Source organism: Blastococcus sp. SYSU DS0753 (assembly GCF_054051175.1).
The window spans coordinates 26797-41854 of sequence record NZ_JBJHAT010000014.1; the positions used below are offsets into that span (position 1 = coordinate 26797).

Below are 15058 nucleotides of genomic sequence, written 5' to 3' on the forward strand. Positions count from 1 at the left end.
ATCGCCGTTCGCACCGCAGGGAACTCACCCGATGAGCAGTGAAGCCATCCCGTCCGAACACCTCACCCACCACCGTGCCGCGCCGCCTCCACGGCTCACGCGGGCCGACCGGCTGCGCGGGGCGGGCACCGCCGCCCGCCGCGCCTGGCGCGGTCCCTACGTCCGCCGCCTGGTCGTGTGGGACGCCGTCTGCGCGTCCGTCGCCGCCGGCAGCGGTCTGCTCGCCCGCTTCCACCCGCCGGACGTCGGTGCCACCAACGCGTCCCTGGCCATCGCCGTCGCCCTGCCCGGCGTCTGGCTGTTCGCCATGGTGGTCGCCCGCAGCTACGAGAGCCGCTACCTGTGGGAGGGGCCGGAGGAGTTCCGCCGCGTCTTCTTCGCCGCCGCGCTGCTGCTCGCCCTCGTGGGCACCGTCTCCTGGGCGCTTAAGCTGGAGGTCGCCCGCGGTTTCGTCGTCGTCGCCCTGCCGCTGGCCACCGCGCTCACCCTCGCCCACCGCCAGGCGCACCGGTCGTGGCTGCGCCGGCAGCGGGCCCGCGGCCGCTTCCAGCAGACGACGCTGCTCGTCGGCCACCGCAACGGCGTGGCCGCGCTCCGGGAGCAGCTGCACCGGGAGGTCGACCAGGGCTACTCCGTCATCGGCTGCTGCCTGCCCGCGCGCTCCGGCACCCGCGGCGGCTCCGTCGGTCTGCCGGTGCTCGGCGGCCTCGACGAGGTGGTCGACGTCGTCGAGCGGTACGAGGTGGACACCGTGGCCGTCCTGCCGTGCCCGGAGCTGGACGGTGCGGCGCTGCGCCGGCTGGGCTGGGAGCTGGAGAAGACGCAGGCCGACCTGCTGCTCGCGCCGTCGGTCTCCGAGGTCGCCGGTCCGCGCATCCGGGTGCGCCCGGTGTGCGGGCTCTCGCTGCTGCAGATGGAGCGGCCCGAGCTGCGCGGCCTCCACCGGCTGGTGAAGGAGTCCTTCGACCGGTTCTGCGCCGTCCTGCTCCTGCTGCTGCTGGCCCCGGTCCTCGTCGTCGCCGGTCTGGCCGTCAAGCTCGACAGCCCGGGGCCGGTGTTCTACCGCCAGGTGCGGGTGGGCCGGGACGGGCACCGGTTCCCGATGCTGAAGTTCCGGAGCATGCACGTCGGGGCCGACCGCCTGGTCACCCGCCTGGCCCCGGTGAGCGACGGCAACGGCGTGCTGTTCAAGATGCGGCGCGACCCGCGGGTGACGCGGGTGGGCCGGGTCCTGCGGCGGTACTCGGTCGACGAGCTGCCCCAGCTGATCAACATCCTCCGCGGGGAGATGTCGATGGTCGGCCCCCGCCCGCCGCTGCCCTCGGAGGTCGAGCGGTACGGGGTGGAGATGCACCGCCGGCTGGTGGTCAAGCCCGGCCTGACCGGGCTGTGGCAGGTGAGCGGCAGGTCCGACCTGTCCTGGACCGACTCGGTGCGGCTGGACATCCACTACGTGGAGAACTGGTCCCTGATGCTGGACCTGATGATCCTGTGGCGGACGGTGGGGGCGGTCCTCACCGGTCGCGGTGCGTACTGAGACGCCGAAGGGGCGGGCGCCGCGCGTCTCGCGCGGCACCCGCCCCTCACGGTCGGGTCAGCGATAACCGGGGCTGACGTACCCGATGCCGACGGAGCCGGCCGGGACGAAGTCACCCGACGCGGGCTTGCCCTGCGTGAGGGTGCCGGTCAGGTTCCCGATCGACGGCCACGAGACGACGCCGTTGCTGATCTTCGCGGGGCAGCTGCGGTCATCGGTCTGCGGCCACACGCTGTAGCCCATGTCCCGGCCGGAGCGCGGGTCGAGGTAGACGTTCTCGAGGGCCAGCGGGTAGGTGTTGCAGTCGATGCGGATGAACTGCCCGCCCCGCTCGATCGGGTTCACCTCGGAGCTGCCGACGTTGGTGTTCCGGATGGTGCCCTTGCCGATGGCGCCGAGGTCCTGGCGGACCTGGATGCCCTGGTAGTTGGTCGTGCCGCTGAGCCGGTCGATCCGGTACTCGCGCACCCCGCCCCACGGCTGGAAGACGTCGGCGTGGTTCACCGAGTAGGTGCCGCGCAGGGCCTCCATGCGGACGTTCTGGATCTGCACGGTGGCCTCGGGGGCGTTCACGGCGATGCCGTCGGCCTGGGAGCCCGGGACGTTGCCGTTGATGAGGACGCCCTCGATGTGCACGGTGCCGGTGCACTTGTGCACGTAGATGGCGCGCTGGTCGTCGTTGCCGAAGCGGGCGGTGGGCGCGACGGTGATCTGCCCGCCCATGATGACCGCGTTGCGGCAGTTGGCGATGGTGATCGGCCCGGCCGGGCGGTCGGCGGGCAGCTTGACCAGGACGTCGCCGCCCCGGGCCCCGATGGTCGTGACCGAGTTGCTCGGGGTGACGTTGGTGACCGGGTAGTTCTGCCAGCCGGCCGGCGGGGCCCAGCTGAGGGCGCCGCTCGCGGGAGCGGCGACGGGCTTCGCGGGGGTGGTCGCGGGCTGCGTGGGCGCGGGAGCCGGGGCAGGGGCGGTGGGAGCGGTGGTCGTCGGGCCGGTGGGGCGCGTGCCGGTCCGGGAATCGGCGACCGGGGCCGGCTGCTCGTTCGGGACCGGAGCCTGCGCCTGGGTGCCGGCGGGGGCGGGGGTGTCGACGGCCGGCGGGGCACCGACGGGGGGCTGCGCGGCGGGGCGGGAGTCCCGGGTCTCCGCGGGCTGCGGGGACTGGCTCGCGACGACGTCGGCCCCCTGGTTCTGCACGAGTGGGTAGCTGAGCGGGAGGATGCCGACCAGGGCGAGGGACAGCTGCGCCAGCCGACGTCGGGAGAGACGCCTGCGGCGGGGCCGGTGGTTTCGCAACTGTCGGTAAGCGGTTCGTGACACGCGACAGAAGGTAGCGTCACGATTACGTAACGCCAAGCCCGATCGAGTGAATTTCTCGGGCTTCGCGCCGAGTCGGCCTCGGCTCTGCTAATCGACTCGCGGCCCGACCTGCGCGGACACCCGCACATGCGGCGAGAAGATTTTTCGGCAGGTTCTGCCCGCGTCGGACCCGGTCCGCTCGCAGCGGTCCGCCTAGGAAGGTCCCATGACATGGCTGCTGGTCCTCGCGACCGCCTGGATGACGCTGGCCGGCCTCCTGGCGCTCGTCATCGGCCAGGCGGTCCGCGTGGCCGACCGCCGGCAGACTCCGGGCACCCCGCCGGTGCCGGACTTCGTGCCCGCGGAGTGGACGACCTCCCCGATCACCCCGCGCTAGGAACCGGAGCCGGCGCGCCGGCGGAGGCCCAGGACGCCGAACGAACGCCGCGCGGGACGCCCGGGCCGATCCGCCGCCGGTGCGGAGCCACCCGCGGTCGGGCCCTCCTCGCCGGACGGCCGGCCCTCGGCCGCATGGGCACCGCCACGGTCGACGTGCGCGGCGCCCCCCCGGGGATCGGGCACGGCCGCGTCGTGCAGGGACGGGTGCAGCGCGGCCAGCGCGGCCAGCACCGGCAGCAGCGCCTCGGCCACCGCCTGCCCCATCTCCTCGTGACCCTGCAGGGGCCGGCCGATCGGATCGGCGATGTCGTCGTCCTCCCCGCCGCTGCGCCCGGGGCGCGCCGCGGCCAGGGCGGCGACCAGCGCGCGGACCCGGTCGGCGAAGCCGCCCCCCGCGGGCTGCCGGTCGTCGAGCGCGTCGAGCAGCGCCGCGGCCTCCCGAAGGGTGAAGGTGCGCGCCAGGGCCCGGGGCACGATCCCCAGCACGTCGCGGCGGTGGTCGCGGGTCAGGGTGAGGACCAGGTCGGCGTCGGCGACCATCCCGGGCTCCAGCTGACGGGCCACGAACCCCTCGGGGTCCCCGCCCAGCCCGGACAGGACCAGCGCGCTGTGCGGGTGCATCCGCGAGCCGGCGACCGCACGCGTGCCCGCGCTGACCAGCCGGACGTCGGACACCGCCGGCCCGAGGAGTTCGTGCAGGTAGGCCCGCCCCAGCCCCTGCCCCAGGGCCGACCGGCAGATGTTCCCGGTGCACACCAGCAGGACGGTGACGGGGTTCGCGGGCGGATGCGGGTCGGGCACGGCACCCAGTGTGGGCGGTGCGGGCCGTTCCCGGACACCTCCGATGGGGTGGTTGCGCTGCGCGGGAGGTCGATCCGGAACGCCGGGTACTAGGCTCGCCCGCGACACCGGACGCCGGACGGCGCGCCGGGAACCGACACAGCCGGCGTGCCCACGTCTCACACCAGAAGGGGTCAGCATGCCCCGGAGCGGCTTGAACGAGAGCCTCCGACACGTTTTCCAGCCGGCTCACCGCAGGGTCGCCGGCCTGATGCCCCTTCCTCTCCGGCGGCGATACCTGTACCTGGCCGGGCACGGGCGGCTGCCGCGGCTCCGCGATCCGCAGACGTTCGGCGAGAAGATCAACTGGCGCATCCTCCACGACCGGCGCCCGTTGCTGGCCTGGACCTGCGACAAGCTGGCGATGAAGGACCACGCGGCACAGGTGCAGGAGGAGGCCGGCATCTCGGTGCCGGAGACCTTCTGGTCGGGCACGGACCTCACCGAGGTGGCCGGCCGGATGTTCGACCGGCCCTGGGTGCTCAAGCCCAACCACCGCAGCGGCCTGGTGCGCTTCGGCAGCGAGAAGGAGACGGTCGACGCCCGGACGATCGCGGAGACGAGGACCTGGCTGCGCGACGACCAGAGCGTCCTGCTCGGCGAGTGGGCGTACAGCGAGGCGCGCCCCCTGTACGTCATCGAGGAGGCCATCGGCGACGGCGTGACGCCGCCCGACGACTACAAGTACCTGGTCTTCGACGGCAAGATCGCCGCGGTGTCGGTCGATACGGGCCGGTTCACCAAGCAGCACTCACGCACCTTCTACACGGCCGACTGGGAACCGCTGCACGTGGCGACCGCCCTGGGCAGCGGCGAGCCCGGCCCGCCGCCGGAGAACCTGGCCGAGCTGAACCACGCGGCGGAGGTGCTCGGCCGCGACTTCGACTTCATGCGGGTCGACCTCTACAACGTCGACGGCACCATCTGGTTCAGCGAGTTCACCCCCTACCCGGGCGGGGGTGTGCTGCCGTTCGAGCCGCACAGCTTCGACGCCTGGCTCGGGGAGCAGTGGACGCTGCCCGCCCTCGACGACGTCTCGGGCCGGTGAGCCGGGCACGATGCGGAACGGAACGACGGGCCCCGGCCACCACGACGACGCCGGCGGCGCGCTCCGGGTCCTGAGCGTCGGCCCGACCGGCGGGCAGCCCGGCGGCATGGCCTCGGTCGTCGCCGAGCTGGAGACCCAGAACCGGCTCAGCGCCACCCCCGTGCAGCTGCGGGTCGTGGACTCCGGCGGGATCGGCCCCGTCCCGCAGCGGGCCGTGGCGTTCGCCCGCAGCCTGCTGACGGCCGGCACGGCGCGCGCCGACGTCGTCCACCTGCACGTGGCGAGCCGCGGCAGCACCTGGCGCAAGCTGGCGATCGCTCGGGCCTGCGCCGTGCGCGGCCTGCCCTACGGCATCCACCTGCACGGCGCCGGGTACCGGGACTTCCTCGCGACGCTCTCGCCGGCCGCGAAGCGCCGGGTCGAGCGCTTCTTCCAGCGCGCGGCGTTCGTGGTGGCCCTGGGCAAGCCGTGGGCCCGGCTGGTCTGCGAGGAGCTGGGCGTCCCCGCCGCGCGGGTGCACGTCGTGCACAACGGCGTGGCGGACGGCGCACCGCCGGTCGTGCCGTGGCCCGCCGGTCGCACCAAGCAGGTGCTCCTGCTCGGCCGGATGGACGAGGGCAAGGGCGTGCCCGAGCTGCTGCGCGCGTTCGAGCGGCTCGACGACGTCCCCGACGCGGAGCTGGTGCTCGCCGGTCCCCCGGCCGAGCCCCGCGTCGTCGCACTGGTGGAGGAGGCGGTCCGGGCCCGCCCCGGCCGCATCACCTACGCGGGGTCGCTCCCCCGCGCGCAGGCGCAGGAGCTCCTGCGAGAGGCCTACCTGCTGGCCCTGCCGAGCCACGCCGAGGGCCTGCCGATGGTGGTCATCGAGGCCATGAGCCGGGGCATCCCAGCCGTCACGACCCCGGTCGGCGCCATGGCCGAGCTGGTCACCTCGGGCGCCAACGGCTACCTCGTCCCGCCCGGCGACGTCGACGCCCTGACCGAGCACTTGCGGCTCCTCCTGGGTGGTGAGGAGCTGCGCGACGCGATGGCGCAGGCGGCCTACGCGACGTGGCAGGCGGGATTCGACGCCCGCTCCATGTACGCCGACATCCGCGCCTTGTGGCAGGCGGCCGCCGGCTGACCCGGGGCCGCCCGGCCGGGCGTCAGTAGGCGCCGCGACCGCGGAGGACGGCTCCGAGGGTCTTCCACAGGATCATCATGTCGAAGCTCAGCGACCAGTTCTCCACGTAGCGCACGTCGATGCGCACGGAGTCGTCCCAGGAGAGGTCCGAGCGGCCGCTGATCTGCCACAGCCCGGTGATGCCCGGCTTGACCAGGAAGCGGCGGCGCATGTCGAAGCCGTAGCGCTCGGTCTCGCTGGGCAGCGGCGGGCGCGGGCCGACCAGGCTCATGTCGCCGCGCAGCACGTTGATCAGCTGCGGCAGCTCGTCGAGGGAGTACCGGCGCAGCACCCGCCCGACCCGCGTCACGCGCGGGTCGGCCTTCCGCTTGTAGAGGACTCCGTTGCCGTCGTTGTCGGACTCGAGCACCTCGACCATCCGGTCGGCGCCCTGCACCATGCTGCGGAACTTGAGCATGGAGAACGTCTGCCCGTCGCGGCCGACGCGGGTCTGCTTGAAAAACACCGGGCCGCGGCTGGTCGTCTTCAGGGCCAGCGCGATGACGAGGAACAGCGGGAGCGTGAGGAGCAGCGCGACGGCGGCGAGGGAGGTGTCGACCACCGTCTTGGCCAGCCGGCGCACCCCGCGGAGCTCGGGCCGCTCGACGTGCAGCAGCGGGAGCCCGCACACGGGGCGGATGGCCACCCGCGGCCCGACGACCTCGGTGACGGCCGGGGCGAGCAGCAGCTCGGCCTCGGTCTTCTCCAGCTCCCAGCCGAGCCGGCGCAGCGACGAGCCGTCCAGCTCCGGGCTGGGCATGACGGCGACGGTGTCGACCTCGTACCGCTTCACCACGTCGAGCACCTCGTCGAGGCCGCCGAGGACGGGCAGGCCGTCGAAGTCGGTGGGCACGTCGGCCGCCTTGCCGTCGGGCAGGCAGCACCCGATGACCTGGTAGCCGTGGTAGGCGGCGCGGTCGAGCTCGGCGTGCAGCGAGGCCACGGCGTTGCGGTGCCCGACGATGACGGTGGTCTGCTGGAACGCCCCACCGGTGCGGGCCCGGTGCAGCGCCTGCCGGCGCACGTAGCGGTGCAGCAGGGTGAGCACCGTGGCCAGCGGGAGGGCGACGACGACGAAGCCGCGGGCGACGCGCAGGTCCATCCCCCAGGAGACCACGGCCACGACGGCCAGCAGGACCGCGGCGGAGTGCAGGACCCGGCGGAACTCCTCGGCGCCGACCCAGAGGAAGCGCTCCTCGTAGCTGCGGCCGACGTGCATGGCGGCCAGCCACAGGAAGGGCATGAGCAGGGCGGCCCACAGCGAGTACTGGGCCGCGCCGTCGACCTCGGTGCCGAACCGGACGAAGTAGCCGATCGTGGCCGCGAGCACGGCGCAGACCGCATCCCCGAGGACGATGCTGCGGACGTAGGCCGAGCGCCACGCCCGTCGGGCCTCGGTGCCTTCGCCGCGCAGGCGGCGGAGGCCGTAGAAGCGGGTCCGCACCTTCGCGGGCAGCACCTCACGAGTCGTCTGTTCGTGAGCAACCTGCATCGAGATACCGAGCCCCCTGGGTGCGTCTGGTCGTCGTGGTGGCGAACCCGCCAACACACCGCCTCGCTCACCTGTACGGAGAGTGAGCACGCATGGGCAGCCGGGCGCCATTGCACCGGCCGGTCGAGCCGCCGGACACGACGTTAACGGCTCAGGGCCGAAATGTCTCGGCCACGACATAACAGTACGTAACGGAGATCCTTCGTTACAATCAGTCAGCGACCCTGGTCACAACCGCGCCCCGGGGGGGCGGCGACCGCGCTCAGCTCCGGCTCGGGAAGTCCGACCGCTCGACACGGGCGGGCTCAGCACCGGCGGGCTCGGCCGTCGGCGGGATCTCGATCCGGGTCGCCCCCGCCGGCTCGGTCCGTCCGTCGCCCCCCGGCATGACGCCCGACGCCGCAGGGGGCTCCTGCTCGGCGACGACGGGCCCGGGCTTCGGCTCGTCGGACTCCGTGGGGCCCTCCCCCGCGTAGCCGTACGCGTGCGGCAGCGCCGACGCCGGGGCGAGGTTGAGGATGACCCCCAGCATCCGTGCGCCGACCCGGTCGAGGAGCGCCGCGGCCCGCTCCACCTCGTCCCGCCGGGTCTTGCCCTGGCGGACCGAGAGGAGCACGCCGTCCATGGCCGCCGCGACGGCGCTGCCGTCGGCGACCGGCAGCAGCGGCGGGGTGTCGAAGACGACGAAGTCGTGGGTGGCCCGCAGCCGGTCGACCACGTTGCGCAGCTGGCTGGAGGCCAGCAGCTCGCTGGGATTGGGCGGGATGGAGCCGGCGCCGAGGACGGACATCCGGCCGTTGCCGTAGGGCTGGAGGACGTCGTCGAGGTCGGCGGTACCGGCCAGGACGCTGGTCAGCCCGGCGCCGTCGACCAGCCCGAGGTACTTGACCACGCGGGGGTGCCGCAGGTCGGACTCGACCAGCGCCACCCGGTGGCCGCCCTCGGCCAGGGTGACGGCCAGGTTGATGGCGAGGGTGGTCTTCCCCTCCGCGGCGGCCGCGCTCGACACCATGATCACGCGCGGCGGCTCGTCGACGTCGAGGAACTGCAGGTTGGTGCGCAGCTGCCGGAACGCCTCGGCGTTGCCCGACCGGCTGTGCCGCTCGAGCACGTGCTGGGAGGCGAGGTGGGGATCGCGGGCGATGGTCCCGATCACCGGGGCGCCGGCCGCCGCGGCGGCGACCGTCCCGTCGCGCACGGAGCGGTCCATCCGCACCCGTGCGTAGGCCAGCGCCAGGCCGACCAGCAGGCCGACCAGCACGCCGACGGCGGTGTTGGCGACGAGGTTCGGGGAGGCGGGCTCCTGCGCGACCTCGGGCGTGTCGAGGACGGTCACCTTCACCGGGATGCTCGTCACCGGCTCGACCTCGGGATCGGTCGGCGTCGTGGTGGTCGCCTCGACCTCCTCCACCAGGTCGGTGAACTCGGCGGCGACGGCGGCCGCCAGGTCGCGCGCCCGCTCGGCCGAGGTGTCGGTGACCACGATGTCGAGGACGGTCGTGTCGGGCACGACCGAGGCCTCGATCTTCCCCTGCACGGCCGGCGCGGCCAGGTCCAGGTCGAGCCGGTCGACGACGCCGTTGGCCAGCCGCTCGCTGGTGAGGAGCTGGACGTACGAGGCCACCCGGTTCTGGGAGAACTGGCTGCCCTGGAAGGCGGCGGTGGTGGTGGTCGCGTCCGTCGAGGTCACCCACAGCTGGGTCCCCGACGTGTAGGTCGGCGTCATCGCCAGGGCGGTACCGGCCCCGACCGCGCCGCCCACCAGCACCCCGATCACGGGCAGGAACCACCCGGCGCGGAAGGCCGCGATGGTGTCTCTGAGTTCCACTACTTCCTCGTCTCCGGTGATCGACGCTCACGGGCGTGAGCTCCAGGCGGTCGCGGACGTCGCGCGGGCCCGCACATTCCCGGTTCTGCCGACTCAAGCAGTTGCTGGGCCGTCCAGGCTAGATATCGTGCGGGGGATCCGGGGGGAGGGTTCACCCGGACGGGCCATGGCCGACGCACTTGCGCCAGTGTTCGACGAACTTGCGCCGCACGACGTCGTTCGAGTGCCGGGCCCGCACGCGCTCCCAGGCGCGGCGCCCCAGCGACAGGGCGAGCTCCGGGGAATCGGCCATCCGGCGCAGCGCCGCGCCGAGCGCCTCGGAGTCGGCCGGGGGCACGACCATCCCCGTGTCGTCGACCACCTCGGCGATCTGGCCGACGTCGCTGGCGATGACCGGCGTCGCCAGGCTCATCGACTCGAGGATGATCATCGGCATGGCCTCCGCCCGGCTGGGCAGCACGAGCGCGAGCGCCGTCCGCAGCCGGGCGCGCACCTGCTCCGGCGCGACGGGCCCTTCGAACACCACTCCGTCGGGGAGCGGGGCGGGCAGCCGGAACTGGGGCGCGAGGTCGCCGAAGAGGATCAGCTGCTGGCCGTCCAGCCGCGCCTCCGACCACGCGTCGAGGAGGACGTCGGCGCCCTTGCGCTGCCCGACCTCGCCGGCGAAGACGAACCCCGAGCGGCCGTCGGCGACCGGGCTCTCCTCGATGGGCACGGAGTTGGCCACCCGGACGGCGTCGATGCCGAGGGAGCGCACGACCTCGGCCGCCGGATCGGTGAGCACGAACACCATCGCGGGCCAGCGCAGCACCAGCCGGGCCAGCCGGCGGTTGCCCTCGGCGAACGCGACGAACTGCGAGCCGTGCACCAGTGCGGTGCAGCAGATCCCGCGCCGGCGGGCGATGCCGAGCAGCAGCCCCTCGCGGAGGAAGGAGCCGTGCTGGGTCAGGTGGAAGTGCCAGACGTCGGTGGGCTCCGCCCGGCTGAGCAGGACCTTCAACGCCGTCCGGGCGAACGTGGCGATGGTCCGCCGCCGGTCGCCGTGCCAGTAGGAGGGCCACTCGCGCACGACGAGGTCGTCCCCGCTCCAGGTGTTCATCGTGCGCACCACGGAGGAGACACCGCCGCGCCCCTGCGACGCGTTGCCGATCTGCGTGACGCGCAGCGCGGGCCGCGGGGGGCGGCTCACGCCGACATGTCCCCGGCTCGGCGGATCACCACGCCGGAGGGGTCGAGGTCCGCGGCGGTCAGCTCCCCGGGCGCCCGCAGCAGGACCAGCCCGCGCCCGGCGAGCTCACGGGCCACCTGCAGCTGGTGGTCGTCGACGTGCTCGCCGCGCTCGGCCAGCCGCGGGACGACGACGGGCCGGACACCGAGCTCGAGGGCGCGCATCAGGGTGCCCACGCCGGCGTGGGTGACGAAGACGTCGCTCTTGGCCACCAGGCGGTCGAAGTCCTCGGCGCGCATCTCCTGGTTCACGTCCCCCGGCAGGTCGTCGCGCGTCGTGGCGCCCAGCTGCCAGGTGACGGTGTCGCCGGGCCGCACCCCGTCCCGCACCGCGTCGACCAGCGCGTCGAAGCGGAACGGCTTGATGGTGCCGAGGCTGACGAAGACGCGGCGTCCCCCGCCGCTCGGGGCGGGGCCGTCGGGAGCGGGGACGGCGGTGTAGTCGTCGAGGAGCGAGGGGCCCAGCTGCCAGCCGGGGCGGTCGGCCCACGTGGCGTGCTGGCAGTAGCGCTGCACCCGTGGCAGCCGCTCGAGGATGCGGCCGGTGGCCGAGGGCCCGTCGAAGCGGGACACGCTCTCGATGTAGACGAACGGGAGGCGCCGCAGCTGCGCGATCGCGTAGGCGGAGAGACCGACCGCGGCACCGGTGCTCAGGACGACGTCGAAGGGCTCCCGGCGGGTCTCCCGGTGCAGCCGGACGGCAGCGCGGACCGCCGGTGCCAGGCCTCGCGGAGGCACGTAGTCGAGAGCGACCACGCGACGCCCGCCGAGCAGCGACCGGCTCTGCTCGGACTCGAACGTGGCGAAGACCGAGTCCGGCCGGAGGGCGAAGCGCTCGGCCCACCGGACGATCTGCGCGAGGTGACCACCGGTCGAGGCGACCAGGAGGGCGCGCTTGCCGCTGAGCGCCGCGGACAGCTCCACCCTCTCACCTGCCGGTTCGGTTCGATCCCGTCGTGGTGGCACTCCCGCAGCGTAATGGGGCGCGGGGACGGAGCCTTTCCCGCGCGCGCCGATTCGCCGGTTGGGGTGGCTGCCGGCAGCGGACGGGGATGGGCTAGGTGACGTTCGCCATGTCCGCGCGCGCCGGTTCCGCACGCCGCCGGTCCGGATGCGCTCGGCCCGGCCGCTCGCCGGCGGCCCCGTCCTCCTCGGCGGACCGTGCACCGAACGATCCCAGCAGGCCGATCAGGACGAACAGGGGGATGTAGGAGGGCGGGGAGACGAACACCGGGTTGCCGGTGGACTCCAGCAGGTACTGGACCAGCCAGGCGATGCCGGTCAGCCCGAGGAACCGCGCCACCGGCTCGGCGTCGCGCGACAGCCGGCTCGCGGTCCGCCACACGGCGACGAGCGCGGCGAGGAACGCCAGCATCCCGAGGAACCCGGACTCCCCCAGCACCGCCGGCCACATGGTGTCGGTGAGGAACATCGCGTTGCCGGTGCGCTCGGAGAGCCCCCAGACGTACTGGTAGCCGCGCTCGAGGTAGAGCGGGCTGTAGAACTCCGAGGCCGTGTCCGAGCCGAACCGGCCGAAGCCGGCGCCCAGCGGGAAGTAGTCCTGGGCGACGAAGAAGGAGTCGCGGGTCATCAGCGTGCGCGCCGCGGTGCCCTCGGACTGGTCCACGTAGGTGGCGACGATGCCCTGCAGCGCGTTCAGCAGCGTCGACCAGAACACGATGACGATGCCGGCGACGACGGTGAGCGCCGCCGGGAAGACGCCGGCGCGGCCGGCCCGGGAGCTCAGCCACAGGAAGCTGCCCATCATCCCCAGCCAGGTCTTGCGCCGGAAGGAGAGGACGGCGACCAGGGCCATGCCGGCCGACAGCAGCCAGGTGAAGCGGGTCGCGCCCATGCTGGTGTTCCAGGCGACGACCCCGAGGAACCCCAGGGCGGCCATGATGCCGAGCGTGCCCGGCTCGACGAACGGCCCGATCAGCGACGGGATGGCCGCGCGGTAGCTGAGCTGGTCGATGTTGCCGACCGTGCTCTGCCAGGTCTGCGGGATGGCGAGGTTGACCAGGCAGCAGGCGATGATGACCAGCAGGACGGCGACGCCGCCCTTGGCCAGGCGGCGCACGTCCGCGCTGGACCAGCGCAGCTGCGCCACGGCCAGCGCGAGCAGGATGCCCTTGCCGGCCAGCGCCGCGCCCGAGGCCAGGACGACGAGCGGCACGTTCGCGACCAGCCCGCTGACCACCCCCAGTACCCCGTAGAGGGCGAACCAGCCCAGCCCCGGGAAGGTCCGGAGCGGCTCGCCGCGGAGCAGCCGGGGCCCGACGCAGACGAGCAGCGTGGCCCCGATCGCCGCCTCGTCGAGGTAGTCCACCTGGGCGATGCCGCTCACCTGGGCGGCCGACTTGTTGAACAGGCTGATCAGGACGGCGGCCGCGACGAAGCGCTTGGGGTGCTGGCAGCCCCACACGAGCACCGGGACGCCGACCACCAGCAGGAGCACCGGGACCGGCTGGTAGGACGCCGCCACGGTGAGCCCGACGACGGCGAGCACGCAGACGAGCAGCGAGCGGGGCACGGTCCTGGTCAGCGCGTCACCCACCCCGACCCCTTCCACGCCACGGGCCGCTCGCTCCGGGCGATACGGTCCCCGCTGGTCCGACGCGAGCGTTCCACGCGTACCGGTGCTCCGACAATGCCACGCCGCCGCGACCCCCCGGCCGGGCGACGCCTGGGTATGGCTGCCGTCACACGGCCGCGGGGCCACCGCCACCTGCACGGTGGATTCTGTCCCTCCCCGTCGCCGTCCGGCTGGCGTTCCGGGTGGTGCGTGGTCGAACATGACGGAGGCCTGCAACGGACGGACGGGGAACGCCGGGGCCAGACCTGCCCGACCACTCCCCCCACTCGGACTACAGGAGCACTGCGTGAAGATCTCGGTCATCGGCTGCGGATACCTGGGCGCGGTGCACGCCGCCTCGATGGCCGAGCTGGGTCACGACGTCGTCGGCATCGACGTGGACCAGGCGAAGATCGACTCGCTGGCCAAGGCCCAGGCGCCCTTCTTCGAGCCGGGCTTCGAGGAGCTGCTCGAGCGCACCCTGGCCACCGGGCGGCTGCGCTTCACCACCGACATGGCCGATGCGGCCGGCTCCGCCGTCCACTTCGTCTGCGTCGGCACCCCGCAGAAGCGCGGCGAGTACGCCGCCGACATGCGCTACGTGCAGGGCGCCGTCGAGTCGCTGCTCGAGGTCCTCTCCCCCGGCGAGCTCGTCGTCGGCAAGTCCACCGTGCCGGTGGGGACGGCGGCCCGGCTGGCCGAGCTGATCGACGAGAAGGTGCCCGGCGCCCTGCTGGCGTGGAACCCCGAGTTCCTGCGCGAGGGCTTCGCCGTCCAGGACACGCTGCACCCCGACCGGCTGGTCTACGGCCTGCCGGTCGGGCCCGACGCCGAGACGGCCCGGAAGCTGCTGGACGAGGTGTACGCCACGATCGTCGCGCGGGGCACGCCCAAGGTGGAGAGCGACTACGCCACCGCCGAGATGGTGAAGACCGCCGCCAACTCGTTCCTGGCCACCAAGATCTCCTTCATCAACGCCATGGCCGAGCTGTGCGAGGCGACCGGCGCCGACGTGAAGCTGCTCGCCGACGCGATCGGCTACGACGACCGGATCGGCCGCAAGTTCCTCAACGCCGGCCTCGGCTTCGGCGGCGGCTGCCTGCCCAAGGACATCCGCGCCTTCATGGCCCGCGCCGGGGAGCTCGGCGCCGACCAGGCGCTGACGTTCCTGCGCGAGGTCGACAACATCAACATGCGCCGGCGCATCCGCATGGTGGAGCTGGCCCGCGAGGTCTGCGACGGTTCGCTGCTGGGCAAGAAGGTCGCCGTCCTGGGTGCGGCGTTCAAGCCCGACAGCGACGACATCCGCGACTCCCCGGCGCTGAACGTCGCCGCCCAGCTGCAGCTGCAGGGCGCCGTCGTCCGGGTGACCGACCCGGCCGCCATCGAGAACAGCCGCCGGCAGTGGCCGCAGCTGGACTACGCGGCCACACCGGAGGAGGCGGCCGAGGGCGCCGACGCCGTGCTGGTGCTCACCGAGTGGAAGCAGTACCGCGAGCTGGACCCGGTGGCGTTCGGCCGGGTGGTGTCGCAGAAGCGGGTGCTCGACGGCCGCAACGCGCTGAGCCGCAGCGAGTGGACCGCCGCAGGCTGGACCTACCGGGCGCTCGGCCGCCGCGCCGGCTGACCCCCTGATCCGCCGATCTCGTCT

12 protein-coding genes are annotated in these 15058 nt (G+C 73.5%); 5 read left to right on the top strand and 7 right to left on the bottom strand.

All coding sequences use genetic code 11. The features are described 5' to 3' along the window. Positions 1 to 31: 31 nt before the first annotated feature. Positions 32 to 1537, top strand: a complete 1506-nt coding sequence (locus tag ACI799_RS12330) for a sugar transferase (protein WP_456613167.1) — start codon at positions 32 to 34, stop codon at positions 1535 to 1537. Positions 1538 to 1594: 57 nt separating this feature from the next. Here ACI799_RS12330 and ACI799_RS12335 read toward each other — a convergent pair whose 3' ends face one another. Beyond that, the gene (locus ACI799_RS12335; protein ID WP_456613168.1) at positions 1595 to 2857 is read right to left on the bottom strand and encodes a hypothetical protein; all 1263 of its coding nucleotides are present in this window, start codon (positions 2855 to 2857) and stop codon (positions 1595 to 1597) included. Between the two features lie 205 nt (positions 2858 to 3062). On the opposite strand from ACI799_RS12335, the gene ACI799_RS12340 reads away from it, so the two are divergent. Beyond that, positions 3063 to 3233, top strand: coding sequence for a hypothetical protein (locus ACI799_RS12340; protein WP_456613169.1), 171 nt, complete (start codon positions 3063 to 3065; stop codon positions 3231 to 3233). Here ACI799_RS12340 and ACI799_RS12345 read toward each other — a convergent pair. Next, positions 3230 to 4036 (bottom strand): arsenate reductase/protein-tyrosine-phosphatase family protein, encoded by an 807-nt coding sequence (locus ACI799_RS12345; RefSeq protein WP_456613170.1) that lies wholly within the window; start codon positions 4034 to 4036, stop codon positions 3230 to 3232. The two genes, ACI799_RS12340 and ACI799_RS12345, sit on opposite strands and share 4 nt — an antisense overlap. Positions 4037 to 4286: 250 nt before the next feature. Here ACI799_RS12345 and ACI799_RS12350 point away from each other — a divergent pair, with 250 nt between their 5' ends. Both ACI799_RS12350 and ACI799_RS12355 read left to right on the top strand, forming a co-directional pair. Then, a complete protein-coding gene (locus tag ACI799_RS12350; protein ID WP_456596998.1) occupies positions 4287 to 5123 on the top strand; it encodes an ATP-grasp fold amidoligase family protein in 837 nt (278 codons plus the stop codon). Positions 5124 to 5133: 10 nt separating this feature from the next. Next, positions 5134 to 6246, top strand: a complete 1113-nt coding sequence (locus tag ACI799_RS12355; protein WP_456613171.1) for a glycosyltransferase family 4 protein — start codon at positions 5134 to 5136, stop codon at positions 6244 to 6246. Between the two features lie 22 nt (positions 6247 to 6268). Here the strand turns inward: ACI799_RS12355 and ACI799_RS12360 are convergent, their stop codons facing one another. The 5 genes from ACI799_RS12360 to ACI799_RS12380 all read right to left on the bottom strand — a co-directional run bounded on the left by ACI799_RS12360 (position 6269) and on the right by ACI799_RS12380 (position 13389). Further along, on the bottom strand, positions 6269 to 7777 hold the full coding sequence (locus tag ACI799_RS12360; RefSeq protein ID WP_456613172.1) for a sugar transferase: 1509 nt from the start codon (positions 7775 to 7777) through the stop codon (positions 6269 to 6271). A 262-nt stretch (positions 7778 to 8039) separates the two neighbouring features. Then, the gene (locus ACI799_RS12365) at positions 8040 to 9605 is read right to left on the bottom strand and encodes a polysaccharide biosynthesis tyrosine autokinase (RefSeq protein WP_456613173.1); all 1566 of its coding nucleotides are present in this window, start codon (positions 9603 to 9605) and stop codon (positions 8040 to 8042) included. Positions 9606 to 9756: 151 nt separating this feature from the next. Beyond that, complete coding sequence (locus tag ACI799_RS12370) at positions 9757 to 10794, bottom strand: glycosyltransferase family 4 protein (protein ID WP_456613174.1); 1038 nt, start codon at positions 10792 to 10794, stop codon at positions 9757 to 9759. Further along, complete coding sequence (locus ACI799_RS12375) at positions 10791 to 11756, bottom strand: glycosyltransferase (RefSeq protein WP_456613175.1); 966 nt, start codon at positions 11754 to 11756, stop codon at positions 10791 to 10793. The genes ACI799_RS12370 and ACI799_RS12375 overlap by 4 nt, the downstream gene beginning before the upstream one ends. A gap of 133 nt (positions 11757 to 11889) precedes the next feature. Further along, on the bottom strand, positions 11890 to 13389 hold the full coding sequence (locus tag ACI799_RS12380) for an O-antigen ligase family protein (protein WP_456613176.1): 1500 nt from the start codon (positions 13387 to 13389) through the stop codon (positions 11890 to 11892). 325 nt (positions 13390 to 13714) lie between these two features. On the opposite strand from ACI799_RS12380, the gene ACI799_RS12385 reads away from it, so the two are divergent. Further along, a complete protein-coding gene (locus ACI799_RS12385) occupies positions 13715 to 15034 on the top strand; it encodes a UDP-glucose dehydrogenase family protein (protein ID WP_456613177.1) in 1320 nt (439 codons plus the stop codon). Positions 15035 to 15058: the final 24 nt, after the last annotated feature.

What these genes read in the sequence shown, in the direction of transcription:
- ACI799_RS12330 (WP_456613167.1), top strand. Translation starts at nt 32, where the DNA reads ATGAGCAGTGAAGCCATCCCGTCCGAACACCTCACCCACCACCGTGCC.
- ACI799_RS12340 (WP_456613169.1), top strand. Translation starts at nt 3,063, where the DNA reads ATGACATGGCTGCTGGTCCTCGCGACCGCCTGGATGACGCTGGCCGGC.
- ACI799_RS12350 (WP_456596998.1), top strand. Translation starts at nt 4,287, where the DNA reads ATGCCCCTTCCTCTCCGGCGGCGATACCTGTACCTGGCCGGGCACGGG.
- ACI799_RS12355 (WP_456613171.1), top strand. Translation starts at nt 5,134, where the DNA reads ATGCGGAACGGAACGACGGGCCCCGGCCACCACGACGACGCCGGCGGC.
- ACI799_RS12360 (WP_456613172.1), bottom strand. Translation starts at nt 7,777, where the DNA reads ATGCAGGTTGCTCACGAACAGACGACTCGTGAGGTGCTGCCCGCGAAG.